This is a genomic window from Paraburkholderia sp. CNPSo 3274, from assembly GCF_024206475.1.
Taxonomy (GTDB): Bacteria; Pseudomonadota; Gammaproteobacteria; order Burkholderiales; family Burkholderiaceae; genus Paraburkholderia.
This window is the reverse complement of the sequence record NZ_JAMBPR010000021.1, coordinates 102,607-127,579: the sequence shown is the minus strand read 5'-3', so window position 1 is coordinate 127,579 and position 24,973 is coordinate 102,607. Positions and strand designations below refer to the sequence as shown.

Annotated in this window: 21 protein-coding genes; 11 read left to right on the top strand and 10 right to left on the bottom strand. The window is 63.9% G+C overall.

Going from position 1 to position 24,973, the window contains the following annotated elements:
• Nucleotides 1–1,105: electron transfer flavoprotein-ubiquinone oxidoreductase (locus M3I54_RS16800; protein WP_254337742.1), on the top strand; the 1,105-nt coding region annotated here is incomplete at its 5' end.
• Between the two features lie 159 nt (nucleotides 1,106–1,264).
• Here the strand turns inward: M3I54_RS16800 and M3I54_RS16795 are convergent.
• The gene (locus tag M3I54_RS16795; protein WP_254337740.1) at nucleotides 1,265–2,368 is read right to left on the bottom strand and encodes an MBL fold metallo-hydrolase; all 1,104 of its coding nucleotides are present in this window, start codon (nucleotides 2,366–2,368) and stop codon (nucleotides 1,265–1,267) included.
• Nucleotides 2,369–2,709: 341 nt separating this feature from the next.
• On the opposite strand from M3I54_RS16795, the gene M3I54_RS16790 reads away from it, so the two are divergent.
• Nucleotides 2,710–2,934, top strand: a complete 225-nt coding sequence (locus tag M3I54_RS16790; RefSeq protein ID WP_254337738.1) for a hypothetical protein — start codon at nucleotides 2,710–2,712, stop codon at nucleotides 2,932–2,934.
• Nucleotides 2,935–2,961: 27 nt separating this feature from the next.
• Here the strand turns inward: M3I54_RS16790 and M3I54_RS16785 are convergent, their stop codons facing one another.
• The 3 genes from M3I54_RS16785 to M3I54_RS16775 form a co-directional block, all read right to left on the bottom strand.
• Nucleotides 2,962–3,594 carry a class I SAM-dependent methyltransferase gene (locus M3I54_RS16785; RefSeq protein ID WP_254337736.1) on the bottom strand — a complete coding sequence of 211 codons (633 nt, stop codon included), beginning with the start codon at nucleotides 3,592–3,594 and terminating at the stop codon, nucleotides 2,962–2,964.
• Nucleotides 3,595–3,610: 16 nt separating this feature from the next.
• Nucleotides 3,611–3,766, bottom strand: a complete 156-nt coding sequence (locus M3I54_RS16780; RefSeq protein ID WP_254337734.1) for a hypothetical protein — start codon at nucleotides 3,764–3,766, stop codon at nucleotides 3,611–3,613.
• 455 nt (nucleotides 3,767–4,221) lie between these two features.
• On the bottom strand, nucleotides 4,222–4,518 hold the full coding sequence (locus tag M3I54_RS16775; RefSeq protein ID WP_254337731.1) for a hypothetical protein: 297 nt from the start codon (nucleotides 4,516–4,518) through the stop codon (nucleotides 4,222–4,224).
• 922 nt (nucleotides 4,519–5,440) lie between these two features.
• On the opposite strand from M3I54_RS16775, the gene M3I54_RS16770 reads away from it, so the two are divergent.
• From M3I54_RS16770 to M3I54_RS16730, 9 genes are all read left to right on the top strand, one after another.
• Entirely contained in the window at nucleotides 5,441–6,913 is a 1,473-nt protein-coding gene (locus M3I54_RS16770) for a TolC family protein (RefSeq protein WP_254337729.1), read from the top strand.
• 5 nt (nucleotides 6,914–6,918) lie between these two features.
• Nucleotides 6,919–8,058 carry an efflux RND transporter periplasmic adaptor subunit gene (locus tag M3I54_RS16765; protein WP_254337727.1) on the top strand — a complete coding sequence of 380 codons (1,140 nt, stop codon included), beginning with the start codon at nucleotides 6,919–6,921 and terminating at the stop codon, nucleotides 8,056–8,058.
• Nucleotides 8,055–11,108 (top strand): efflux RND transporter permease subunit, encoded by a 3,054-nt coding sequence (locus tag M3I54_RS16760; RefSeq protein ID WP_254337725.1) that lies wholly within the window; start codon nucleotides 8,055–8,057, stop codon nucleotides 11,106–11,108. Before M3I54_RS16765 ends, M3I54_RS16760 begins: the two co-directional genes overlap by 4 nt.
• Before the next feature lie 307 nt (nucleotides 11,109–11,415).
• The gene (locus M3I54_RS16755; protein WP_254337723.1) at nucleotides 11,416–11,958 is read left to right on the top strand and encodes a hypothetical protein; all 543 of its coding nucleotides are present in this window, start codon (nucleotides 11,416–11,418) and stop codon (nucleotides 11,956–11,958) included.
• 54 nt (nucleotides 11,959–12,012) lie between these two features.
• On the top strand, nucleotides 12,013–13,137 hold the full coding sequence (locus M3I54_RS16750; protein ID WP_302058982.1) for a porin: 1,125 nt from the start codon (nucleotides 12,013–12,015) through the stop codon (nucleotides 13,135–13,137).
• 283 nt (nucleotides 13,138–13,420) lie between these two features.
• Complete coding sequence (locus tag M3I54_RS16745; protein WP_254337718.1) at nucleotides 13,421–14,458, top strand: zinc-dependent alcohol dehydrogenase family protein; 1,038 nt, start codon at nucleotides 13,421–13,423, stop codon at nucleotides 14,456–14,458.
• 560 nt (nucleotides 14,459–15,018) lie between these two features.
• Nucleotides 15,019–16,458, top strand: a complete 1,440-nt coding sequence (locus M3I54_RS16740; protein ID WP_254337716.1) for an MFS transporter — start codon at nucleotides 15,019–15,021, stop codon at nucleotides 16,456–16,458.
• 21 nt (nucleotides 16,459–16,479) lie between these two features.
• Nucleotides 16,480–17,679: a CoA transferase gene (locus M3I54_RS16735; protein ID WP_254337758.1), complete on the top strand. Its 1,200-nt coding sequence runs from the start codon at nucleotides 16,480–16,482 to the stop codon at nucleotides 17,677–17,679.
• A gap of 2 nt (nucleotides 17,680–17,681) precedes the next feature.
• Nucleotides 17,682–18,524, top strand: a complete 843-nt coding sequence (locus M3I54_RS16730; RefSeq protein WP_254337714.1) for a citryl-CoA lyase — start codon at nucleotides 17,682–17,684, stop codon at nucleotides 18,522–18,524.
• A gap of 74 nt (nucleotides 18,525–18,598) precedes the next feature.
• Here M3I54_RS16730 and M3I54_RS16725 read toward each other — a convergent pair whose 3' ends face one another.
• From M3I54_RS16725 to M3I54_RS16700, 6 genes are all read right to left on the bottom strand, one after another.
• Nucleotides 18,599–19,369, bottom strand: a complete 771-nt coding sequence (locus M3I54_RS16725; protein ID WP_254337712.1) for an IclR family transcriptional regulator — start codon at nucleotides 19,367–19,369, stop codon at nucleotides 18,599–18,601.
• A gap of 125 nt (nucleotides 19,370–19,494) precedes the next feature.
• Complete coding sequence (locus M3I54_RS16720) at nucleotides 19,495–20,502, bottom strand: substrate-binding domain-containing protein (protein ID WP_254337710.1); 1,008 nt, start codon at nucleotides 20,500–20,502, stop codon at nucleotides 19,495–19,497.
• Nucleotides 20,503–20,537: 35 nt separating this feature from the next.
• On the bottom strand, nucleotides 20,538–21,635 hold the full coding sequence (locus M3I54_RS16715) for an ABC transporter ATP-binding protein (protein ID WP_254337708.1): 1,098 nt from the start codon (nucleotides 21,633–21,635) through the stop codon (nucleotides 20,538–20,540).
• Between the two features lie 9 nt (nucleotides 21,636–21,644).
• Entirely contained in the window at nucleotides 21,645–22,574 is a 930-nt protein-coding gene (locus M3I54_RS16710) for a carbohydrate ABC transporter permease (protein ID WP_254337706.1), read from the bottom strand.
• Nucleotides 22,571–23,515: a carbohydrate ABC transporter permease gene (locus tag M3I54_RS16705; protein WP_254337704.1), complete on the bottom strand. Its 945-nt coding sequence runs from the start codon at nucleotides 23,513–23,515 to the stop codon at nucleotides 22,571–22,573. The genes M3I54_RS16710 and M3I54_RS16705 overlap by 4 nt, the downstream gene beginning before the upstream one ends.
• 8 nt (nucleotides 23,516–23,523) lie before the next feature.
• Nucleotides 23,524–24,762: an ABC transporter substrate-binding protein gene (locus M3I54_RS16700; protein WP_254337702.1), complete on the bottom strand. Its 1,239-nt coding sequence runs from the start codon at nucleotides 24,760–24,762 to the stop codon at nucleotides 23,524–23,526.
• Between the last annotated feature and the right edge of the window lie 211 nt (nucleotides 24,763–24,973).

The window sequence follows — 24,973 nt, the reverse complement described above, 5'->3', positions numbered from 1 at the left end:
GTACACGCTGTTCTGCGAAGGCTGCCGCGGGCATCTGGGCCGCCAGCTCAACGAGAAGTTCAAGCTCGGCAAGGATTCGGATCCGCAGGTCTACGGCATCGGCATCAAGGAACTGTGGGAAATCGATCCTTCGAAACACCAGCCCGGCCTCGTGATCCACACCGCCGGCTGGCCGCTGGAAAGCGACACCTACGGCGGCTCGTTCCTGTACCACATCGACAACAACCAGGTGATGGTGGGGTTTGTCGTGGGACTTGCGTACCAGAACCCGTATCTCTCGCCGTTCGAGGAATTCCAGCGCTACAAGACGCACCCGGAAATCCGCAAGTACCTGGAAGGCGGCAAGCGCGTCTCGTATGGCGCGCGCGCGATCACGGCGGGCGGCCTGATGTCGCTGCCCAAACTCGTGTTCCCGGGCGGCGCGCTCGTGGGCGACGATGCGGGCTTTTTGAACGCCTCGCGCATCAAGGGCAGCCACGCGGCGATCAAGACCGGCATGCTGGCCGCCGATGCGGCGTTCGAAGCGGTGCAGGCGGGCCGCCAGAGCGATGAACTCGCGGCCTACCCGGAAGCATTCAAGCAGTCGTGGCTCCACACGGAGCTGTACAAGGCGCGCAACTTCAAGCAGTGGATGAGCAAGGGCCTGTACCTGGGCACGCTGATGGTGGGCATCGAGCAGAAGCTCATGGGCGGCAACGTGCCGTGGACGCTGCATCACCAGCACCGCGATCACGAGATGCTGAAACCCGCTTCGCAGTGCAAACCGATCGAGTATCCGAAGCCTGACGGCAAGCTCACGTTCGACCGGCTCTCCTCGGTGTTCGTTTCAAACACGAACCACGAAGAGAATCAGCCTGCGCATCTCACGCTCAAGGACATGACGGTGCCAGTCAACATCAACCTCATGACGTACGCGGGCCCCGAGGCGCGCTTTTGCCCCGCAGGCGTGTATGAGTTCGTGAAGGATGAGCAGGACGCCCATCGTCTTCAGATCAACGCGCAGAACTGCGTGCACTGCAAGACCTGCGACATCAAGGACCCGACGCAGAACATCGTGTGGGTCACGCCGGAAGGTGGCGGCGGCCCGAACTATCCGAACATGTAAGCACAGGGCGGCGCGTTCGCCACCCTTGTCGAACCATTCGGCCAGCGCAAGCGTACTGGCCGACCGACGACCTTCCAATTTTCCGGTGCGTGCCGTCGATGCGGCTTGTGGCAGGCGGGGCGTGGTGCGCCTTACCTGCCATTTTTTACGTCTGCGATTCTACGTCCGCGAGTACCAGTACATGCCGTCGTCGCGCAGATCGCGTTTCACTTCGCCGCGATACATCAAGTAGTTCAGGCACGCAAGGCTCTCGCCGGTTGCGAGGCTCATCTGCCCGAGATCGTCTTCGCCGATGCGCCGCGCGAACAGCGCACCGAACACATCTACGGCGCGGCGCGGTTCGGCGAGCGTGGCGCGCAGGCGCGCGAGGCTCTTGTCCTGCCCCTGGCGCAAACGTTCGATGCGCGCGTGCACCCCGTAAAAGCAGTCGTTGTGCGAGGGAAGCACGAGCACGTCGTCGGGCACTTCGCGTTGCAGCTTGTCGAACGACGCGTACCACTGGGCCATCGGGTCCGCGTCGGGCTCGATCGGATAGACGGAAACGTTCGACGAGATGCGTGGCAGCACCTGGTCGCCGGAAATGAAGAGCTTCAGCGCCGGGCAGTAAAAGCAGGCGTGCTCCGGCGAATGCCCCATGCCGACGATCACGCGCCAGTCGTGCGTGCCGATGCGCACGACCTCGCCGTCCTGCAGGCGCCGGAAGCTTTCTGGCAGAGCGTGGATATGCTGGCCGAAGCGGCCGAAGCGTGCGCGATACACATCGATGGCAGACTCGCTCCAGCCCGCGCGGCGATAGAAGTCGAGGGCGTCGGCGGGCGCTTCGCGCCCCGTGTCGGCAGCGGCCACGCGGCAGTTGAAGTACTCCGCGCGCGTCATCCAGAGCCGGCAGTCGAACGCGCGCGTGAGCCAGCCGGCCATGCCCACATGATCCGGGTGCATGTGCGTGACCAGCACGCGCGTCACGCGCGACGCCGTGCGCGTCTCGCCACTTTGCGGGAAGATCGCGCGCCACACAGCCGTGGCGGCGTCCGTGCGGGCGCCCGTATCGACCACGGCGCAACCTTCGGCCTCGTCGAGGAGCCACACGTTGATGTGATCGAGCGCGTAGGGCAGCGGCATACGCAGCCAGCGCACGCCCGGCGCGATCTCGAGGGTCGAGCCGGGCGCGGGCGGTTCCGGGTAGGGATAGCAAAGCGCTGATCGCGCGCTATTGGATGCGGCCTCGGGCGTGCTGTCGGGGATGGCTTCGGTGCGTTCAGTCATGCTTCGGGGCGCAAAGGAAAATGGGGAGCGCAAACTTTCGCGCATTGCGCGCAGGATAGCGCGAACGCGGCGTGCCCGCCCCGTCCTTTTGAGTCCTTTTGGGGGGGCAGAGCGCCTGACGTACATCAGTGAAGCACGACACTGCGCTGCCGCACGCCTGTTTGCTTTTGTTTCCGCTTGTTGCTTCTCGTTGCCGCCTGTTTCGTTTTGTTGCCGGATGACGACGCCCGATGACGTAGCATCGCCACTCCACGTTGATATTTATTGCGCCGCAACAAAATGATGCCTACACTGACCAGGTCTGCTGGCTGCCTCGACGCTTTCGCAAAGGAGGGCGTGACATGACGAATCGATCTACTACATTGCATGCATCTCTGAAGCTGCACGTCTTCGAACAGGAAGGAGGGTGGCATTGGGGCATCACCATCCCACGCAGCGCGGGTAGCGGCTTCAAGCTCATCGCGTATAGCGAAACGACCTTCAGCGGCGAGAGCGAAGCGCTGCGCGATGGCAGCCGCGCGCTCGAAAATCTTCCGGAAGACACGGCACTCGCGTTCGCACCCTGAAACGACGCGCGTCAACGACAAGCACGTTCACGAAGTCTCTTTACGGCACATGCAGTAGATGAACTTCTGCGTGGCGCCACCCGGCGTGTGATGCTCCTCGCGTTCCTGTTTGAGCAGCGTGAAGGGCGCGCCGAATTCGGCGTGCAACGCATCGGCGCTATAGCGCATCACGGGGAGCCCGCTGCAATGATCGGGGCCGTCCTCGGCGAAGGTCGCCACGATCACGATGCCGCCCGGTTTCACGGCGCGCAGCACGGCGCTCACATAGGCTTCACGGTCTTCGCGGCTCGTGAGGAAATGAAACACGGCGCGGTCGTGCCAAACGTCGTAAGTCCGCACGGGCAGCTCGATTTGCGTGATGTCTCCTACGATCCACGAAACACGGCTTGCGCGTTCGCCCAGTCGCGTTTCCAGGCGCATGCGGGCGGCGGCGAGCGCGGCGTCGGACAGGTCCAGCACAGTGACGTTGCGATAGTCCTCCGCCACGAGGTCGTCGACCAGCGTCGAGGCTCCGCCGCCCACGTCGATGATGGCCGCGTCCTTCGACAAACCCGCCTGCCGAATGAGCGCCACCGACTGGAGCGCATGCTCCTGAAACCAGCTTACGTGGGTCGGCGTCTTTGTCGTGTAGACGCGATTCCAGTGATCCCGCGACTGCATAAAACCTCCTGCCCGATTACTCGCAAAGCTCGATGTCCGAAAGCGTCTGCGCGCTCGTTTCCTTGAGCAGCGCGAAGAATTCGACCACATAGCACTCGCTGCTGCGCGCCGGCAAGGTCGCCGCCCAGATTTGCGTTGCGAGGCCTTCGGGCGCAACCGCCCGCGCTGTCACATATTGTCCCTCAAGCCAGGTCTGAACGGCCCAGCGGGCTGCTGCAACGATTCGGGTGGCAGGGGCTGAACGCGCTGCTGCCGTGGCTAGCGGCGGCGCTGGCAATCGCCTGGTTTGCGTTCAGGACACAGCGCGCAAGTCGCGCGGTGGATGTGAGGGGAACCGAGCCGACGTGATGGCCGGTTGTGGCGCGTTTTTGGAGCATTGAGTTTTTCGTACAAAACGATCCATATTGATAAGAAAAGTTATCTTATCGGTTTGGTTTGGCCGACGCGCCTGGAGCGCGTCGAATGATCTTTGCCCAAAAGCGGTTGGCTTGCACGTCGCGTTTTTTTCGCGCGACGTGCAAGCAGATCACGCACGCCGAAGTAAAGGGCGTTTTTTCCGGCGCCGGTTTTTGAAGAGTAGGGCGTGCGTTACCGTCGCCAGACAGCGTCTATCGCACGCTTTGCGCCTTACCCCAGTTTATTGGCCTGCTCCTTCACAAGCAGGCGTTGAGCCTGTCGATCTCCGCGGTTGGCTTCTTGCGCGGTCTGCACCGACGTTTCGGTGGCTTCGGCAAATGCAGCGCGTGCGGCGTTGCTGATCGTGACGGCATACGAAGCCGACGGCGTCGAAGTCTGCGTCGTCGTACTGGACTGCGACTGCGTCTTGCTGGCCGGTTGCGCAGCAGCAGTCGCCTGCTGGTTCTGCGCGCCGGTATTCGCTGCCGTCGCAGGTGCGGGTTGGCTAGAAATTGCCTGGATTGCCATCAGAAGGTCTCCAAAAAAGAGAGAAAAAACCGTGAACAGCGCTCGGTTTATCGGAGCTCCTTCCGAATACTTAAGAAGTATTTATTTTGCGAAACCAAAGCAACTTAAGGCTTGCATAAGCTGCGGTTTGATTCGCATCTACGCCATTCATAATGGCTCGAGGATTTGTTTTAAAAACTGATCAGGTCCGAGTTTCCTGATGCCCCGTGCTATGGCGCGTCTACCGATCGAAATCGTTGACGGTATTTTCTGGAATGAAACAGACTTTTATTCAGGTTAAAAGGGGCGCAGCTTTGGCATTGCGAAAATATGGCTCCACGTTGGGAATAGGGTTTAGATAAGGAGTTCATCAGAATACAAAAGCTACCATCCCGCAGATCTTTCAAGTTTCTCCTGGAAATCTATCTTGTTGCCACTCACGAACAACGTAAGTCACGACGCCGGGCGGCGCAGTTCCCCGACACGGAGGAGAAGGCACGCGCGCTCCCCATCACCAATTATGGCGAGCGCGACCTCGTCCGCTTCGCGATCGACGCGGGATTCACTGACATTCATCTGGAATTGCACATCGAAGTGCGACCGTCTGCCTTGGGAAACGTTTCTTCGTACCTCGCCCCACCCGTGGGCGCCCAGCCTGGACGAGGTCTTCGAGAAGGAATTTACCCGTGATGAGCGCACGTATCTGGAAATTAGAATGCGGGCGATTTTCGAAAGCGGAACGCAACTCGGCGCCGAGCGCGTCGCCTATCTGACGGCGAAGCGGCCGTAGAGATTGGACGCGAACGCCTGCTTAAGGATTGCATAAGCGTTTACCCTGCAGAATGCGCCCCATGCCTGCCGCAACGCTACCAACGTGTGGTGTTTGTGTTCAGGTCAATGCTCGCGCATTCATGCTGCGCGGGATTGGCTCAAGGAGCGCATTTTGTCCAGCCCGCAGTCTCGCGCGATGTATCCGCGCGTCTTTCACTTCAACATTCCGAATAGCGCGCGTGCCACGCTCGTCGCCTTTGCATCGGGCACCGCACTGCTTGCCGGCTGCGCGAGCTACAAGGCGCAGCCATTGGCTGCGGATCCTTCGCTGACCACGCAGGATGCGCTCGCACGGGTTCAGATCGATCCCGCGAAAATGCCGTTGCCCGAGCTTGTGGCACATCGCTTCGATCCGTCGGACGGCTTCGACATCGAAGACGTCGCGATGCTGGCCGTCGCCAACAATCCCGACCTGAAACTTGCGCGTGACGATCTCGGCATTGCGCAAGCGCAGGCGTTTTCAGCAGGACTCCTGCCAGATCCCCAGGTGAGCATCTCCAGCGACTATCCCGGTGCTGTTGGGTTGTCGCGTGCGTTCAGCTACGGGCTGAGCATGGACGTGATGGCGATTGTCACGCGTGGCGCGAACACGAAGTCCGCCAACGCCACGGTTCGCAAGACCGACCTCGGTCTGCTCTGGCAGGAGTGGCAAGTCGTGGCGCAGGCGAAGCAACTGTACGTCAGAGCACGCTTTCAGGACGAAGTGTTGCCGCTGCTCGCGCAGCAGACGGCGCTGGCCCGCATGCGTTACGAACGTACCGCGCACGCGGCAAGCGAGCACAACGTGACGGCGGACAGCGTCACCGCGTCGCTCACCGCATACGAAGACGCGCGCAAACAATACACCGACATGCAGCACGCGCGCGAGCAGACCCATCATGACCTCAATGCGCTCCTCGGGCTCGCGCCCGACACGACGCTTGCGCTCACAGGCGACACGGCAGTCACGCCGATGCCCGATGACACGCTCGACACCGCCATTGCGATGCTGGCGCAGCGCCGTCCCGATCTGATCGCGCTACAGGCAGGCTACGAGGCGCAGGAGCAGAAGTACCGCGCCGCGATCCTCAACCAGTTTCCAAGTCTTTCCGTGGGCTTTACGCGCCAGCGCGACACTTCGGAGATCTACACGAGTGGCTTCGCAATCAACCTTACGCTGCCGGTCTTCAACCGCAATCGCGGCAACATCGCCATCGAGCAGGCCACGCGACAGCGTCTCGCGGACGAATACCAGATACGCTTGAACGCGGCTTACGCGGATATCGCCCACCTGCGTGCCGACAGCGCGATCGCCGCGCATCAACTCGATCAGGATGACGCTGCGCTGCCTGGGCTCGAGCGTGCCGCCGCGCAGGCGCGCGACGCCTACGCGGCGCGCAACATCGTGCTTGGCCAGTACGTCGACGCGCAAACCGCCGCGAACGCGCGTCGCATCGATGCCGCCACCGCGCGCGAAGCGCTAGCGGAGCAACGCATTGGCCTCCAGGCGCTGCTCGGCAGCGCGATTCCCGATCCTGATCAGACTCCGCCCGCGCGAGGCGCCACTGCTGAAAGCGCGCCCTCCAATCACATCGTTGCACGTTGATCTCCATGACTGAGCACCGCTTTCTTTCCGGCACGCGCATGCGTGTCGCCGTCTGCGCACTTGGCGCTGCGGCAGCATTCACCGCGGGCGCAGCGCTGTTCGCACCGCACCCAGCGCGCGCAGACGACGCCGGCTCTTCGGGCAGCACGCCTGCGCCATCTGCCGCCGTGCAGGTCGTGCACGTGATGCGCCAGCCGGTTGCTCAAACCGTTGTCGCGTATGGCGCGGTTGCGTCTGCGGCTTCGAATGCAACGACCATCAGCCTTCCGTATCTCGCACGCGTCACGAGCGTGCTCGTACAGCCCGGCCAGACCGTAGCGCGCGGCGCGTCGCTCTTCGTCGTGCAAGCCGACCCTAACGCCGTGATCGCCTACACGCAGGCACAAAGCGCGACGACGCTCGCCCGTGGCGAACTCGCGCGCACCGGCTCGCTCTTTCACGACGGTCTCGCCACGCAATCGCAGCTCTCCGCGGCGCAAAAAGCGCTTGATGACGCACAGCAGGCGCTCGCTGCGCAACGCGCAACGGGCATTGCACCGGGTTCGATAACCGTCACGGCGCCGGTGGCCGGCGTCATCGCGCAGCTTGCCGCGGTGCCGGGCGACCGGATCCAGGCGGGCACGGCGCTCGCCCAGCTCGTTGCATCCAATGGTCCGGCGGTCAATGCCGCGAACATTTCGCTGGGCGTCGAACCCGCCGACGCGCTTACGCTGCACACGGGCGACCGTGTCGTGCTGCGCCCGCTCTCTGCCTCGCTCGGTTCGCAACGTGCGCAAGGGCGCATCGTGCTCGTCGGCGCAGCCATTGACGCGCAGAGCCAGCTCGTGAACGTGAGTGCGAACGTGCCGCTCGCGGGCACCGCGTTCCTGCCAGGCACGCGCGTGCGGGCCGACATCGACACACAGACCGGCACGTGGTGGAACGTGCCGCGCGCCTCGGTGCTCCAGGACGCGAAGGGCAGCTATGTGTATCAAGTCGCGCCGAACAACAAGGCGCACCGCGTCGAGGTGAGGGTAAAAGTCGAGCATGGAGATACGTACGGCGTGGATGGCGCGCTCGACGCCTCGCGGCCGCTTGTCGTCGTTGGCAACTACGAACTCGAAGACGGCATGGCCGTGCGCGTGGCGCAAGGCGGCGCGCGATGACGTTCAGCCAGTGGATGCAGCGCCATCGACGTTCTCTTCTGTTTGTGATCGCGCTTGCCGCGCTTGCCGGTGCGCTCACCGCGTTGCGCCTGCCGATCTCGCTCTTTCCGAACGTTTCCTTTCCGCGCGCCGTGATTTCGCTCGACGCGGGCGACCGTCCGGCCGAACAGATGGCGACGCTCGTCACCATGCCGGTGGAAGAAGCGTTGCGTCGCGTACCGAACGTGCGCGACGTGGAATCTCGCACGAGCCGGGGCGCGGCGGAGATCTCCCTGAATTTCGACTGGGGCACGGACATGGCGCAAGCCACGTTGCAGGCGCAGTCAGCCATTGCCGAGATACTCGCGACGCTACCGCCCGGCACCACCATGCAGGTGCGCCGTATGGACCCGACGGTGTTCCCGGTGCTCGCGTACAGCCTGACGTCGTCGCGCCTGTCGCTCTCGCAGCTCTACGACCTTGCCCAGTTCCAGTTGCGTCCGCTGCTTTCCTCTGTTGCAGGCGTGGCGCGCGTGGACGTGACGGGCGGGGCGCGAGACGAGCTCGAAGTTGCCGTTGATCCCGCACGCCTCGCGGCGCACAAGCTTTCGGTCGCCGATGTCTCACGCGCGATCGGCGCGGGCAACGTGCTGATGGCCACGGGGCGTATCGAGGACCACGACAAGCTCTTTCTCGTCGTGGCGAATTCGGCTTTCAGCGGGCTCGATACGCTGAAAAACGTCGTCGTTTCGTCCGCGGGCGCGACGCAGATCCGCCTGGGCGATGTGGCGACCGTCACGCAGGGGACCGTGCCGCAATGGATCCGCGTGACCGCCGACGGCCAGGACGCGGTGCTGATCAACGTCTACCAGCAGCCCGGCGCGAACAGTGTGGCGATGGCGCGGGCGATTCGCGCGCGTCTGAAGGACTTTGGCCCGCAGATGCCGCAAGGCGTGAAGCTCGAGAACTGGTACGACCAGAGCGAGCTCGTGATCGCCTCGGCCACCAGCGTGCGCGATGCCATCATGATTGGCGTGGTGCTCGCGGCGCTCACACTCTTTGTATTTCTGCGCAACACGAAGATCACGCTCATCGCCGTGGCGCTCGTGCCCATCGTAATGGCCGCGACCATTTTGCTGCTCGACGTGTTCGGCATGGGCTTCAACATCATGACACTCGGCGGGATGGCGGCGGCGGTGGGCCTCGTGATCGACGATGCCATCGTGATGATCGAGCACATCGCGCGGCGTATGCGCGAAGCCGGCGCGCATGCGTTTCATGGCCGCGTGATGAGCGCGGCGCTCGAATTCACGCGGCCGCTCGCCGGCTCTTCCGCGGCAACGCTCATCATCTTCGTGCCGCTGGCGTTTCTCTCGGGCGTAACGGGTGCGTTCTTCAAGGCGCTTTCCGTGACGATGGCGAGCGCGCTCTTTATTTCGTTCCTCGTCACGTGGCTTGCCATCCCGATTCTGTGCGACCGCTGGCTCACGGCGAAAGATGCCGAGGAGCATCGCGAAACGCGCTTCGCCGCATGGCTCAACCGCACCTATGCGCGGCTTGTCTCGCGCGTGAGCGCGCGGCCGATGTGGGTGCTCGCGCTCGTCGTTCCGCTTGCGCTGCTTTCGGCTCTCGCGTTCACGCGGGTCGGGAGCGGCTTCATGCCGTCGATGGACGAGGGCGGTTTCGTGCTCGACTATCACACGCAGCCTGGCACGTCGATCACGGAAACCGATCGTCTGATGCAACAAATCGAATCGATCATTCGTGCGAATCCGAATGTGGCGACATATTCACGCCGCACCGGCGCCGGACTTGGCGGCGACCTGAACGAGCCGAACAAGGGGGACTTCTTTGTGCGCCTGAAGTCGGGTAGCCGCGAACCGATCGACACGGTGATGGAGGAGATCCGTTCGCAGATCGAAACAAACGTGCCTGGTGTGAGCGTCGAACTTGCACAGTTGATGGAGGACCTGATTGGCGACCTCACGGCGGTTCCGCAGCCCGTGCAGATCAAGATCTACTCGGACGACCCGCATGTGCTCGACGCAACCGCCCAGCGTGTGGCCGCACGCATCGGCAAGATTAGCGGCATCGTCGACGTGAACGACGGCATCAATCCTGCCGGCGACGCCATTGATCTGCGCATCCGCCCCGACGCCGCGGCGGCCGAGGGCATGGATCCGCAGGCAATCGCGCAGCAGGTCTCGGACCTGCTGGACGGCAACGTCGCCACGCAGTTCCAGAATGGCCCGAAGACGGTCGGCGTGCGCGTGCGTGCGCAAGGCGCGCTGCAAATGACGGACACCGAACTCGCGCGCCTGCCGTTGCGCGCGCCGGACGGGCACGTGTTTGCGCTTTCGCGCGTTGCCGAACCGGTGCACGTGAGCGGCCAGCCCGAGATCAGCCGCGACAACCTCAAGCGCATGGTGGCGGTGACGGCGCGTATCGATGGGCGGGACCTCGGCTCGACGATCACCGACGTGCAGCGCGCGCTCGCTGAACCCGCGCTCCTGCCAACGGGCGTCTATTACGAACTTGGCGGGTTGTACCAGCAACAGCAGATCGCCTTCAAGGGACTGCTCGCGGTGTTCGGCGCGGCCGTGGCGCTGGTGTTCGGCCTGCTGCTGTTCCTCTACGAGCGCTTTCGCGTGGCGCTCGCGGTGATGGCGATGCCGCTGCTCGCCACGGGCGCCGTTTTCATCGGGCTGTGGGTGACGGGCATCGAGCTCAACATCTCCGCGATGATGGGCATGACGATGATCGTCGGCATCGTGACGGAGGTCGCGATCTTCTACGTTTCCGAGTTCCAGGGGCTCGTACGCGACGAAGGCGTGCCGCTCGAGGAGGCCTTACAGGCCGCGGGCCGCAATCGCCTGCGGCCCATCGCGATGACGACCATCGCAGCTATTCTCGCGCTGCTGCCGCTTGCCTTCGCGATCGGCCAGGGTTCCGCGATGCAGCAACCGCTCGCCGTCGCGATCATCTCGGGCTTGATCGTGCAGATGCCGCTCGTGCTGCTCGTGCTGCCTGTGCTGCTACGCCTCTTGCTTCGGCTAAAGGGGGGCAGGTGAATGGCGGCAGGTGCAGTGCGTTTGCAGACGTAGCGTTGCGAAGTCGTTTCTGCCGTATCGATTTCTCTTATCGGCGGCCGGGCCTGTAGGCCGGTTTGCCAGTCTCCCGCCTTGCGGCGATGAATTGCGCCAAGCCTTGTCCAGCTTGGCGCTGCGCTGCTCATCGCGAGCCACCAGTGTGCCTTGCGCGCGCTTTCTTGCCCGCGGAACGCCTCCTGCCTGCCGTTAACCCGATGTAGTTTTCCGTTATCCCCGTTTCTATCGTGGCGAAAAAACATTTCGTGCAGGATTACTGGAGGAGACGGCTATGAGCGGCAATGCAAGCGTGGGTGAGGGTGGATATCAAGGGACGAGCACGGCAATCGACGGCAAGCCGACTCTCGGCGCAATCTTGCGCGCTGGCATTGCCGGCGGCTTGGCCGGCGCGGTGATCATCTGGATATACGAGGCGCTCATCTGGGTTGGCGCCCAGCATCTCATGCCGCTTGCGGGCATTCCCCGCAACGCGACGGGCCTCGTGTTCGGCAAGGGCGTACAGGACTCGCTCGGCATCTGGGCATATTTCCTCGGGACTGCCATCCATTTCTTCTTCGCCACCGGGTGGGGCGTGCTGTTCGCCGCGATCTGGCCGTATTTCCGCCGCCGCGGCTACGAGGCCACGTTCGTCGCGCTCTTTTACGCGATCCTTGCCTGGATCGTCATGCATGTGGCGATCAGTATCGCATCCGACAACCATCCCAATTACTACGACCCGGTCGTCATCATAGGCGGTTTCATGTCGCACTTTTGCTTCACCGTGCCGCTCGCACTCGTGGTCAAGCGCATGCTTGCGACCGACCGCGCACGCTGACGCCTTCAGACCAGCGCCGAACTATCAAGAAGTCAACAACAGGGGAAAGTGACGATGTCGTTAAATAGAGGATTCCTTACTTTATCGGTGATCAGTGCAGCTGTCATTGCCAGTACGTCGGCAATGGCACAATCGTCGGTGACGCTCTACGGCGTACTGGACGTTTTCGCCGGCTACCAGAACACGAAAGTCGACGGCAAGACCACGTCGCTCGCCGTGCTCGGCAATAACGGCTTGATGACGAGCCGGTGGGGCTTGCGCGGCACGGAGGACATCGGCGGCGGATACCGCGTGAACTTCGCGCTGGAGAGCGGCTTCGATCCAGGTACAGGCAAGTTGCAGAACAGCTATCGTTTCTTCGATCGCCAGGCGTGGGTCGGTGTGGGCGGTGGGTTCGGCGAGGTGCGCTTCGGGCGGCAGAACACGCCGATGTTCGCCTGGAGCGGCAATATGGACGCCTTCAGCGCAGCAACCTACGCCTCGGGCTATAACAACTTTGCGAACTGGCTGGCGCGCGTCGACAACGACATTGCCTGGATCTCGCCCAAGTTCGTGGGGACCCAGGTCGAGCTGCACTATTCGGTGGGCGGCCAACCGGGCACGCTCGCGGGCAATGCCGTATATCAGGCTGGCGTGCAGACCACCCAAGGCCCGGTTTATCTCGCGCTCGCCTATTTGAATGCGGCGAACGCGACAGCGTCCAACCGCGTGCAGGAATTCATGGCGGGCGGCAATCTCGACTACGGGTGGGGGCGCATCTACGTCGGCTATTTCCGTGCCAACGAGGTCATTTCCGCGACCACCGGCAATGCGCTCAGCAACCCGGCGGGCAAATACGACCCGACGGTCGGGCCGGTTGGCAATACGGCAGGCGACTGGCACAGCACGTACTCGCTTTCGGCCGACTACCGGATCACGCCGTTCTTCAGTGTGGGCGCCGGCGCCGCCTACACCAAGGACAGCACGCATCTCGGCAACGACGCCCTGCAATATGGGGCGATCGTCAACTACGATCTCTCGAAGGGGACGCGGCTCTACGGCACGGTTTCCGAATTGAAGAACTACGGCACCGCGCAGTTCAAGATGGCGGGTGCCAGCATTACGACGGGCTCGTTCCTGACGCCGGGACCCGGCCAGAGCGAATTCGGCGTGCAGGTCGGCATCCGGCATCTGTTTTAGCGTTCTAGCGTTCGGGTGTGCGCAAGAAGTCCATGCGCAACGCATGAACGTCCACGCCATCACTTCGTGGCCATCGGACATTGGATAGCGCTGCGCCGGTCGTAAGTACTACGATCATGAATGCAAGGGCGATGTCCTCGCTATTTTCGAATTCGCTCACGGCGGCTCACCGTGTATCGAAATATGCAAACCTTGCAGGGGAAGACAGACTCGCCGCGCGCCAGCGGACCGAAAGGAGGGCGCCCGGCGAGCCGGCGCATTTCCGTTTGTCGATGGAGGAACCATGAAAGCACTGGTCTACAACGGTCCGGGCAAGTTCGCACTCGAAACGCGGCCAACGCCCGCCTTGCAGGGACCCGGCGATGCCGTCGTCAAGATCTCGAAGACGACGATCTGCGGCACCGATCTCCACATTCTCAAGGGTGACGTGCCGAGTTGCGAGCCGGGCCGCATTCTCGGTCACGAAGGTGTGGGCGTCGTCCATGAAGTCGGCAACGGCGTGTCGACGCTGAAGGCCGGCGACCACGTGCTCGTCTCGTGCATCTCGAGCTGCGGACAGTGCGAATACTGCCGTCGCGCCATGTACTCGCACTGCAAGACGGGCGGCTGGATTCTCGGCAATCGCATCGACGGGACCCAAGCCGAGTATGTGCGCATTCCGCACGCGCAAACGAGCCTGTACCGGATTCCCGACGGCCTCGACGAGGCCGCGCTCGTGATGCTCTCGGACATCTTGCCGACGGGCTTCGAATGCGGCGTGCTCAACGGCCGGGTTGAACCCGGCAGCACGGTTGCCATTGTCGGCTCGGGGCCGATCGGGCTGGCCGCGCTCCTGACCGCTCAGTTCTATACGCCCGCGCAGATCATCATGATCGATATGGACCCCAACCGTCTGGAATGCGCAAAGCGATTCGGCGCGACGGCGTGCATCGATCCGCGCGCGGGCGACGCCGTGGATGCGGTGATGAAGCTCACGGATGGCGTGGGCGTGGATTGCGCCATGGAGGCCGTTGGCGTGCCTGCGACGTTCGAGCTGTGCCAGCAGATCGTGGCGCCGGGCGGCGTGATTGCGAACATCGGTGTGCATGGCGTGCCGGCGTCGCTTTTTCTCGACAAGCTTTGGGACCGCAACGTGGCGATCACGACGCGTCTCGTCGACACCGTGAGCACACCCATGTTGCTCAAGACCGTGCGCGCCGGACGGATCGATCCAAACCGGCTGATCACGCATCGGTTTGGGTTCGACGACATGCCCAAGGCGTATGAGACGTTTTCGCAGGCGGCCAGCACGCAGGCGTTGAAGGTCATTGTCGAGATGTGATGCGGTGGATTCCGATGTTTGAGAACATTAAAAACATCGATAATTTATCTTATGTTAAATAAGAAAAATACTCGGGTGACATCGCCGGGCAAGTATTCCCACCCGTCGGCCGCGTGGCGTTCTGGCCGTTGTCGAGCACGACTTCGGTCGAAGTGCCCGCATTGACCTCGAACCGGCACAACGTGCGCAGATAAGCGCCCATGGCATTGAGCGCGTTGATCGCCTGCTGATCGACGGCGTGCTGCGCCGCGCTCGTGGGGGCGGTTCCCTCGCCGTTGTCGAGGTCGGTGAGCGGCGACAGAACAGTCGATTGCGCCTGCGTCTACCCCCGCTCTCCGGACGCGCGCGACCGCCCAGCGCGCTGTTGGCGCTCACCAGGATACGGCCCCATGTGACGCATGTGCACCGCCCTCTCCCTGCGCGGTCTCATCGCGTCCCACTCAGTAAAAGCCCTGGTCGGTTAGCTCAACGCCACGCAGTATCATCGAGCCATATTTATAGAACGATGTTCTGCCCACCAGAACGCCCAGACGCACAAACGAAGCTTTCAGGAGAGTCCGATGTCCAGCTTGCCAATCGGAGCGACGCGTGCGCCGCTCCGGGACGATGCCGCCGCGCCCCCCAGTGCGGCCGAGATCAACGCGCGCATTGACCGCCTGCCGGCCACACGCGCCATCTGGACGCTCGTGCTCCTCCTTTCGCTGGGCGGCTGGTTCGAGTTCTACGATCTGTTCTTCACGGCCTATGTCGGGCCGGGCCTCGTGAAGAGCGGCCTCTACTCGACCACCACGGCTTCGTTCTTCGGCTTCTCGGGGCTCGGCGCATTCGTGGCGGCGTCGTTCGCGGGGCTCTTCATCGGCACGTTCTGCCTGACCGGTCTTGCCGACCGCTATGGCCGCCGCACCCTGTTCACCGCATCACTGCTTTGGTATTCGGTTGCGACCTGCATCATGGCGCTGCAGACGAGTGCGCCCGGCATCAACCTGTGGCGCCTGATCGCTGGCATTGGCGTGGGGGTCGAGCTCGTCACCATCGACACCTACGTGAGCGAACTCGTGCCCAAGCACATGCGTGGCCGCGCGTTTGCGTTCGTGCATCTGGTGCAGTACACAGCCGTGCCGACCGTCGCGTTGCTCGCATGGTGGTTCGTGCCGCGCGCGCCGCTCGGCTTCGACGGCTGGCGCTGGGTCGTGATGTTCGGCGCGTTCGGCGCGCTCATTGCCTGGGCGATCCGCCGCCGCGTGCCCGAGAGCGCGCGCTGGCTCGCCCAGCGCGGCCGCACCGAGGAAGCCGCGCGCATTCTCGCGAGGCTCGAAGCAAAGATCGAAGCGCAGCATGGGCGCTTGTTGCCCGCGCCTGTCGCCGAATCGGCCAGCGTGCAAATGCTCGCCAAGGCGCGCTTCGCCGAGATCTGGCAGCCGCCGTACCGCCGCCGAACGATCACGCTGCTCGTGTTCAATTTGTTTCAGGCCATTGGCTTCTATGGCTTCGCCTCGTGGGTGCCGACGCTGCTCGTTTCCAAGGGCGTCACGGTCACGCACAGCTTGCTCTACTCGTTCGTGATCGCCGCGTCGAATCCGTTCGGCCCGCTGATCGGCATGGCGATTGCCGACCGCATCGAGCGCAAGACGCTCGTCGTGCTCTCGGCGCTCGCCATCGCCGTCTGCGGCACGCTGTTCGCCATGCAGACGTCGGCCGGCATGCTCATGTTCCTCGGTGTGCTCATCACACTGGGCGGCACGCTGCTCTCGGTCGGCTATCACGCGTACCAGGTCGAGCTGTTCCCCACTCGCATGCGCGCCACGGCCGTCGGCTTCGTTTATTCGATGTCGCGTCTCTCCGCGATGTTCTCGGGGTTCATGATCGCGTTCGCACTGCGCCACTTCGGTGTGCCAGGCGTTTTCGCGCTCATCACCGGCGCGATGATCGTGGTGATGGCGGCCATCGGCATCTTTGGGCCGCGCACGAAAAATCGCGCGCTCGACGACATCTCCCACTAATTTTTTCAATACGAGGCTGCAATCATGCTCCCGTTAGCCGGCGTGCGCGTCCTGGATCTGTCGAATGTGCTCGCGGGTCCGTTCTGCGCCTATCAACTCGCGCTCTTCGGCGCCGAAGTCACCAAGGTCGAGCATCCAGAAGGCGGCGACCTCGCGCGGCGTCTGGGAGCCGACAAGGATGCCGCGGCGCGCAATATGGGTGCGTCGTTCGTGGCCGTGAATGCAGGCAAGCGCTCGATCACGCTGAATCTGAAAGACCCGCGCGGCAAGGCCATTTTGCTCGATCTGGTACGCCGCGCCGACGTGCTCGTCGAAAACTTCCGGCCCGGCGTGATGGACCGCCTCGAACTCGGCTACGATCAGTTATCCGAAGTCAATCCGGCGCTGGTCTACTGTGCGATTTCCGGTTTCGGCGACGAAGGCGAGCTTTCGCGCCGCCCGGCGTACGACCAGATCATTCAGGGCATGTCCGGCGTGATGAGCGTGACGGGGGACGCGGGCAGCGCGCCGCTGCGCGTGGGCTATCCCGTCTCCGATACGGTGGGCGGCCTCACGGCTGCGTTCGGCATTTGCGCGGCGCTCGTCAACGCGCGAGCGAGCGGACGCGGGCGGCGCCTCGACGTTTCGATGCTCGAAGCCACGCTCGCGACCATGGGCTGGGTCGTGTCCAACTATCTGAACGCCGGGGTCGAGCCTGCGCCGATGGGCAACGAGAATTTCACGGCCGCGCCTTCGGGCACGTTCCGCACCGGCGCGGGCCTGCTCAATATCGCGGCAAACGAAACGCGCCAGTTCGAAAGCCTGTGCGAGGTGATCGGCCGCCCCGACCTGCCGCGCGACGAGCGCTTTTGCGCGCGCCATTCGCGCAAACAGTATCGCGAAGCGCTCAAGGCCGAGATCGAAACCGCGCTCGCCGCGGACAGCGCGGCCAACTGGGAAACGCGCCTGCTCGAGCGCGGCGTGCCCGTGGGCCGCGTGCTCTCGGTGCCCGAAATCCTCGCGCATCCGCACCTGGCCGAACGGCGCTTCATACGCGAGTTCGCACCGGCACAGGGCGAAGCCGCGCAACGCGTGACGCGCGCGGGCCTGCGGCTCGCCGATGCAGACGCCGCGCCCGCAACACCCGCCCCGACGCTCGGCGCCCACACGCGCGAAACGCTCGCACGACTCGGTTACGAAGCCGCCCAAATCGACGCCCTCCACCATGACGGAGTGATCTGACCATGCCGACGACGAACCCAACCACGCCCGATCTCGCCGCCCTTTGCGCCGACTACTGGAGCACCTCGATCACCGACATCCATCCGGGCTCCATCAAGGTGCGCGGCTATCCAATCCAGGAGCTGATCGGCAATGTGAGTTTCCCGCAGATGATCTGGCTGATGCTGCGCGGCGAGCTGCCCGGCGACGAAGAGGCCACGCTGCTCGAAGCGGCGCTCGTGGCCTCGGTCGATCACGGGCCACACGCGCCTTCGATCGCGATTTCGCGCATGGCCACGAGCTGCGGCTTGCCGATCAACGGTGCAATGGCCTCGGCGCTCAACGCACTCGATGACGTGCACGGCGGCGCTGGCCAGCAGGCGGTCGAACTCTATGCCGACATTGCCGCACGCATCGTGGCGGGCAGCCCGTTCGACGCGGCGGTCGAAGCAGGCGTAGACGAGTTCATCGCCGCTCATGGCAAGTATCTGCCGGGCTTCGGCCATCGCTTTCATCCGGTCGATCCGCGCGCCGGACGGCTGCTCGCGCTCGTCGATGCACGTGTGGCGTCCGGCACGATCAAGGGCCGCTATGCCGCGATTGCGCGCGGCATCGAAGCCTTGCTGAAAAGGCGCAAGGACCGTCCCGTGCCGATGAACATCGACGGCGTAACGGCCGTTATCTACGCCGAACTGGGCTTTGCGCCCGAACTGGCGCGCGGCGTGTTCTGCCTCTCGCGCGCGGTGGGCATCCTTGCGCATGCGTGGGAGCAGCGCGGGCGCGGCGAGCGTAACAAGGGACCCATGCCGCGCCAGATTCCGTATGCCTATACTGGTGCGCCGGAGCGCCATCTGGAGCAGTCCTGATCAACTCGCCGGGAAGGCGGCCGCGTGCAAACGGCGATTTTCGGCCGCAGTGTTTCCGCTAGCCTCGCGTGGATTCAGGCGTCCTGGCGTGTGCGCGCAGCCTGTGCGCGTTGGGCGGCGCGCAGCGCGCGCGAGTCGCCGCCGAGCGCGTCGGTAGCGCGTACCGCACAATCGAACAGCGCGTCGAGATGGCGCTCGACGAACGCGCCGTCGATGCGCGAACTCGGCCCGGCGAGCGTGAGCACGCCACGCAAGATATCGTGAACGCCGAACACTGGCATGGAAACGCCGGCGGTCTCGCGGTCGCGCTCACCGATCGAGATGCAGTAGAAGTCGCGGCGAATGCTCTCGAACGGCTCGCCCGGCTCGCCGCCGAAGGCAAGCAGCGCGCGGCCGCCAGATCCACTATCGAGCGGCAGCACGTCGCCCTCGCGCACATGGTGGCGCACCACATGATGTGAATCGACGCGATGCAGGCACACGCGCACGGCGTTGTCGCGCACGTAAAACGAAACGCTTTCCCCGCTCGCAGCGGCCAGATCACGCATGAGCGGCAGCAGAATGTCGCCCATGTTGAGGCTGCGCTGATAGAGCGCGCCCAGGGCGAACGTGGCCGGGCCGAGCTGGTAGCGTCCGTCGTCGAGGCGCAGCAGCAGGCGATGCTGAATCAGCGCGCCGGCTAGCCGCAGCAACGTGCTTTTATAGAGGCCCGTGCGCGACGCGAGTTCGGCGAGCGTGAGCGCGCTGTCTCCGGGTCGAAACGCGAACAGAATGGCACACGCGCGGTCGATGACAGCGACGCCTTCTTCTTTCTTGACCGTACCAGCCGGGTCGTGCGCGGGCATGAATGGAAAAGGTGGGGATTGGGAATGCGTTCGATTTTACGCGACTTGCCGCCTCCCGGGTGCGGCTCCCCACCCTCACCTTCGACTTCACCGCTGTTGCTCGATGCACGCGACGCGCGCGGGCGTTACTTCGCCGGCGCCACCGAATCGCGCATCGTCACGCTCACCGGAAACGTGCGCTCGATCGGCCACTGTGTGCCGTAGCATTGGTTGATGAGCCAGCGCACCGCATTGCGCGTGAGCTCCGCGGTGGGAATGTGCACCGAGGTCAGCGCCGGCGCCATGTAGGCCGCCGAATAATCGTCGTCGTAGCCGATTACCGAAACGTCGTGGGGCACGCGCAACCCTGCCTGCTGCAGGCGCGCGAGCGCACTCATGGCCATCGTGTCGTTCGCGCAGAAAAGCCCTGTGAAGCGGTGTTTGCGTTCGAGAAGGGTCCCGGCCGCCACATAGCCGCCTTCGGGCGAGAAGTCCGAGACGATATGCGGCACGGTTCTGCGCTCGATGCCGTGACGCGCCAGCTCGGCGAAAAAACCATGCAGACGTGCCGCATTGTCTGATGACGTGGACGGCCCGCCGATCACCGCAAGCTCGCGATGGCCGTGCTCGATGAGCGTGCGGGCAGCCATCTCGCCGCCGTGAAAGTGATCGGCGCAGAACGATGCTTCGGGTAACTGATCGAATGCGCGGTTCAGGAAGGCCATGCGCGGGTGCATGGCGTGCAGCATCTGCAGGTCGTCGTCGTACAGATCGTGGCTGATGACGACCACGCCGTCGCAATCGCGGCCAATCAGGAAGCGCACGGCCTCCATGGCCTGCTCGCGCGGCGAAGCTTCGCCGCAACCGGTGGCCACCACCACATGGCGCCGCACGGCGCGCAACTGCGTATCGGTTTCCTTCAGGATGGTGCCGTAGTACGAGCCGAAAAACGTCGGTACGAAGATACCGATGATGCCGAGCGACTTGGTAGCCATCGCGCGGCCGATGGACGAAGGCCGGAAATTGAGTTGCTCGATTGCAGCCTGTACGCGCGCGGCCGCCTCCGCCGACACCGGGCCGTTGCCCGATATCGCCCGCGAAGCCGTCGAAAGGCCCACGCCGGCCAGCGCCGCCACGTCTTTCAGGGTCGCCACGTTCCTGGTCTCTCTTTCTTTGTCGGTTGTGTGCATCAGATCCGCGCGCCGGTTTCTTCGTCGAACAGCGAAACATGTGCACCGTCGATCGAAAACGGCACCGCCGCCGCACTTGCAAGCGGCGTCTTGTCCTGATCGATCGACGCGATCTGCCCCCCCTGGTGCTCGATCCACAGTACACGATGATTGCCCATGGGCTCCACGAGCGTCAAGCGGCCTTCCCACGCCGCTTCGTGCGGGCGCACCGAACCGCCTGCGCGCACGTCTTCCGGACGCACGCCGAGCACGCAGGCGCGCGTCGGATCCGGCGTGCCCTTGAACGCGTAAGCCGAAACATCCACGTCGAGGCTTGGCCCGCGAAAGCGCAGCCGGCCCTCGTCGGCTTCGAGCCTGCCACGCAGCAGGTTCATCGGCGGCGCGCCGAGGAAGGTTGCGACGAACAGGTTCTCGGGACGCGCATAGACTTCGGCCGGCGTGCCGAACTGCTGGATCGCCCCGCCCTTCATCACCGCCATGCGCGTGGCAAGCGTCATCGCCTCGACCTGGTCGTGCGTCACGTAGATCATCGTCGCGCCGAGTCGCTGGTGCAGCTGCTTCAGCTCGCGGCGCAATTCGGTGCGCAACTTGGCGTCGAGGTTCGAGAGCGGTTCATCGAACAGGAACACGTCCGCCTCGCGCACGAGAGCGCGCCCAATCGCCACGCGCTGGCGCTGGCCGCCCGAGAGCTGCGCGGGTTTGCGCGAAAGCAGCGGCCCGAGCTGCAGCATGTCGGCAGCGCGCTTCACGCGGCGGTCGATCTCCGCCTTCGGCGTGCCATTGATACGCAGTGCGAACGAGAGATTGCGCTCCACGTTCATGGTCGGATAAAGCGCGTACGACTGGAACACGAGCGCCACGCCCCGGTCCTTCGGGTCGGCCCATGTCATGTCCTCGCCGCCGATCTCGATGCTGCCGTCGGTCACGTCGACGAGGCCCGCGATGCTGTGCAGCAAGGTGGATTTGCCGCAGCCCGATGGCCCGAGCAGCACGACGAACTCGCCTGCGCGCACATCGAGATCGAGTTCGTCGATCACCGTGTTCGCGCCGAGGTCGATGCGCAGATTGCGTACGGAAACGTTCGTCAGATTGCCCATGCCCTGCTCCTAGCCTTTCACTGCGCCCGAGGCGATGCCGCGCACGAACCAGCGCCCCGAAATGAAGTAGATCGCGAGCGGCACGGCTGACGTGAGGATCGTCGCGGCCATGTTGACGTTATAGATACGCTCGCCGGTCGTCGTGTTGATGATGTTGTTCAGTTGCACCGTCATCGGCAGGTTTTTCGTGCCCGCGAACACGAGGCCGAGGATGTAGTCGTTCCAGATGCCGGTGACCTGCATGATGATCGCCACGACGATGATCGGTACCGACATGGGCAGCATGAGCTGCACGAAGATGCGCCAGAACCCGCCGCCGTCGATGCGCGCGGCCTTGAACAGCTCCTGCGGCAAGGACGCATAGTAGTTGCGGAACAGGAGCGTCATGACCGGCATGCCGAAGATCGTGTGAATCACGACGATGCCCGTCAGCGAGCTGAAGAGATGCACGAAGGCCAGCACGCGCACGAGCGGGTACACCATCACCTGTACGGGAATGAAGGCGCCCGCGAGCAGAATGCCGAACAGCACGCCCGCGCCGCGCGGCCGCCAGAACGACAGCGCGTAGCCATTCACGGCGCCCACGGCGATAGAGAAGACCGTGCTCGGCACGACGATGCGCACCGAATTCCAGAAGCCCACGCGAATGCCGTCGCAGTCGAGACCCGTGCACGCGGAGGCCCACGCGTCGCGCCACGGTGCGAGCGTGAGATGCACCGGCAGCGCGAGCAGATGACCGAGGCGGATCTCGGCCATCGGCTTAACCGAAGTCACCAGCATCACATAGAGCGGCAGCAGGAAAAACAGCGCCGCCGTGAACAGAAACGCATACACGCCGAGCCGCGCGGGCGTGAAGCGGCTGCGCGGCTTGCGCCGCTTTGGCGCCGCACGCTGTCGAGCAGGCGCGGGACGCAGCGAATCGGCCAAAGGCGTGCTCATGCCCGGTCTCCTTTGAGCGCCGCGCGGCTGCGCGCGTAGAAGAATGGCGCAAGAATCGCGAGCACGGTGGCGAGGAGTACGATCGACGCTGCCGAAGCGAGCCCGATGTTCGCGCGATTGAACAGGTAATCCATGATGAATTTCGCGGGCACCTCGCTCGCGGTGCCGGGGCCGCCCTGGGTCATCGCGACCACGGCGTCGTAGAGTTTCACGACCATCACGAAGAGCAGCACGAATGCCGTGGAAAGCGAGGTCTTGAGCATTGGCACGACGATGCTCGCGTACACGCGCCAGCGCGGAATGCCGTCGAGGCGCGCGGCCTTCCATATTTCGTCGTCGATGCCGCGCAGGCCCGCGAGCATGAGCGCCATCACGAGGCCCGAGGCCTGCCACACCGTGGCGATCACGAGCGTGTAGATCGCAAAGCGCTGCGTGACGATCCAGTCGAAGCGCGCGTGCTCGAACCCCATGTGCCGCAACACAGCCTGCACGCCGAGTTCGGGGTTGAGGATCCACTGCCAGACGAGGCCCGTGGCGACGAACGACATCGCATACGGATAGAGAAACACCGTGCGCAGTGCGCCTTCCGCCACGACGCGCTGGTCGATGAAAATCGCCAGCAGCAGCCCGATCACGAGACACGCCGCGACGAAGCACGCGCCGTAGATCACGAGATTCTGCAGCGACAGGATCCAACGGTCGTTCTGGAAAAGCCGCACGTACTGCGTCACGCCCGCGAAGGTGTTGGTGGGCAGCGAGCGCGAGAAGCTGAACGAGACGCGCGCCGTCCACAGCATGGTGCCGAGATACGCGAACAGGACCGTGGCCACCATCGGCGCGAGCGCGATCCAGGCGGCGAGCGAGAGCCGCCGCCGTGCGGGGCGCGCGCTGCGCGCTTGCCCCGCTTGACGTTTGGCCGGGTGCAGCTTGGCGGCGTACATGGTTGCGCTCAGCTCTGGATTGCCGTGGCGAAGGCCTTCTGCGCGTCTTCGGCCGACTGGTTCTTGTTCCAGAAGTTCGTGATGACGTCCTGGAGCACGCCCTGGACATCAGGCGGAATCAGCATTTCCGGATTCGGCAGTTGCCGCGGCTTGTCCTTCATGATCGCCATGCCCTCCTTCGCGCAGACGTCGAAGCCCGAGGTGTCCACGTCCGGGCGAATCGGAATCGAGCCCTTCTTCTGGTTGAACGCGACCTGCGCGGCAGGCGACGTCATCACCGTGGCGAGCAGTTGCTGCGCCTTGACCTGTTCGGGATTGTCGGTCTTCGGGAACACGAACACGTCGCCGGCGATCATGTACGGCGACTTCGGGAAACCGGGGAAACATCCGAAGTCCTTGCCCGCCACCTGGTTCGCGGCCGAAAACTCGCCCTTGGCCCAGTCGCCCATGATCTGCATGCCCGCCTTGCCGGAAATCACGAGCGCCGTGGCATCGTTCCAGTTTCGGCCGGGCGAGCCCGGATCCACGTAATTATGCAGCCGCTTGAAGGTCGTGAGCACGTTGCGGAACGCAGGTGAATTCACGGCGTTCGCGTCGCGGTCGCGGTAGACCTTCATGTAGAGATCGCGGTCCATGTCGGCGAAGATGGCGTCGAAGGTGATCTTCTCCTGCCATGCCTGGCCGCCCAGCGCGAGCGGAATCAGGCCAGCCGCCTTGAGCTTGTCGAGATCGGCGAAGAGTTCGTCGAAATTCTGCGGTTCGCTCTTGATCGCGGCCTTGGCGAACGCGGGCTTCGAATAGAAGAACCAGTCCTGCATGTGGATGTTGACGGGCGCCGCGTAGTAATGCCCTTTGACCTTGATCGCCGTGAGAATCGATTCAGGGAAGGTGCCGCTCCAGTTCTCTTTCGTTGCGACCGCATCGACATTGTTCAGGAGTCCCTGGTCGATGAGATCGTGAAACTGCTTGGACGTATTGAACTGCGCTGCAGTGGGCGGATCGCCGCCGACAATGCGGTTGATTGCCGTTGCGCGCGCCTGGTCCGCTCCGGCGATCGCGTTGTCTACCCACTTCCCACCCGCCTGATCGTAGGCAAGCGCAAACTGCTTGATCGCGGCCGACTCGCCGCCCGACGTCCACCAGTGAATCACGTTGGCCTTGAGCGGCTCCGCGGCATGGGCCGCGAGCGCGCCGGCCAGCGCGAGAGCGGCCACAATGCCGCGCAGAACGGGTACGTTGTGCTTCATTGCGTCTCCTGTCGATCCGGAGTTGGCGCTTCAGCTGTCGCCTGGCGTCAGTGCTTCAGCACCGACGTCGGGCCCATGCAGGGCTCCGGTTGCTCCGGGTTGGTCTGCAAAAGCTTTTGGTTGGAAGTTTCGCGGCCACGGCGCATCAAGCAGCATGCCCGAGCGTCGCATGTCGTGCCGTGGTTGTCACGCTAGTTGTTGCCCTTGCTCG

Excerpts from the sequence above, each read along its gene's own strand:
- M3I54_RS16795 (WP_254337740.1), bottom strand. The coding sequence starts at position 2,368 with ATGACTGAACGCACCGAAGCCATCCCCGACAGCACGCCCGAGGCCGCA.
- M3I54_RS16790 (WP_254337738.1), top strand. The coding sequence starts at position 2,710 with ATGACGAATCGATCTACTACATTGCATGCATCTCTGAAGCTGCACGTC.
- M3I54_RS16785 (WP_254337736.1), bottom strand. The coding sequence starts at position 3,594 with ATGCAGTCGCGGGATCACTGGAATCGCGTCTACACGACAAAGACGCCG.
- M3I54_RS16775 (WP_254337731.1), bottom strand. The coding sequence starts at position 4,518 with ATGGCAATCCAGGCAATTTCTAGCCAACCCGCACCTGCGACGGCAGCG.
- M3I54_RS16765 (WP_254337727.1), top strand. The coding sequence starts at position 6,919 with ATGACTGAGCACCGCTTTCTTTCCGGCACGCGCATGCGTGTCGCCGTC.
- M3I54_RS16760 (WP_254337725.1), top strand. The coding sequence starts at position 8,055 with ATGACGTTCAGCCAGTGGATGCAGCGCCATCGACGTTCTCTTCTGTTT.
- M3I54_RS16755 (WP_254337723.1), top strand. The coding sequence starts at position 11,416 with ATGAGCGGCAATGCAAGCGTGGGTGAGGGTGGATATCAAGGGACGAGC.
- M3I54_RS16750 (WP_302058982.1), top strand. The coding sequence starts at position 12,013 with ATGTCGTTAAATAGAGGATTCCTTACTTTATCGGTGATCAGTGCAGCT.
- M3I54_RS16745 (WP_254337718.1), top strand. The coding sequence starts at position 13,421 with ATGAAAGCACTGGTCTACAACGGTCCGGGCAAGTTCGCACTCGAAACG.
- M3I54_RS16740 (WP_254337716.1), top strand. The coding sequence starts at position 15,019 with ATGTCCAGCTTGCCAATCGGAGCGACGCGTGCGCCGCTCCGGGACGAT.
- M3I54_RS16730 (WP_254337714.1), top strand. The coding sequence starts at position 17,682 with ATGCCGACGACGAACCCAACCACGCCCGATCTCGCCGCCCTTTGCGCC.
- M3I54_RS16725 (WP_254337712.1), bottom strand. The coding sequence starts at position 19,369 with ATGCCCGCGCACGACCCGGCTGGTACGGTCAAGAAAGAAGAAGGCGTC.
- M3I54_RS16715 (WP_254337708.1), bottom strand. The coding sequence starts at position 21,635 with ATGGGCAATCTGACGAACGTTTCCGTACGCAATCTGCGCATCGACCTC.
- M3I54_RS16710 (WP_254337706.1), bottom strand. The coding sequence starts at position 22,574 with ATGAGCACGCCTTTGGCCGATTCGCTGCGTCCCGCGCCTGCTCGACAG.
- M3I54_RS16705 (WP_254337704.1), bottom strand. The coding sequence starts at position 23,515 with ATGTACGCCGCCAAGCTGCACCCGGCCAAACGTCAAGCGGGGCAAGCG.
- M3I54_RS16700 (WP_254337702.1), bottom strand. The coding sequence starts at position 24,762 with ATGAAGCACAACGTACCCGTTCTGCGCGGCATTGTGGCCGCTCTCGCG.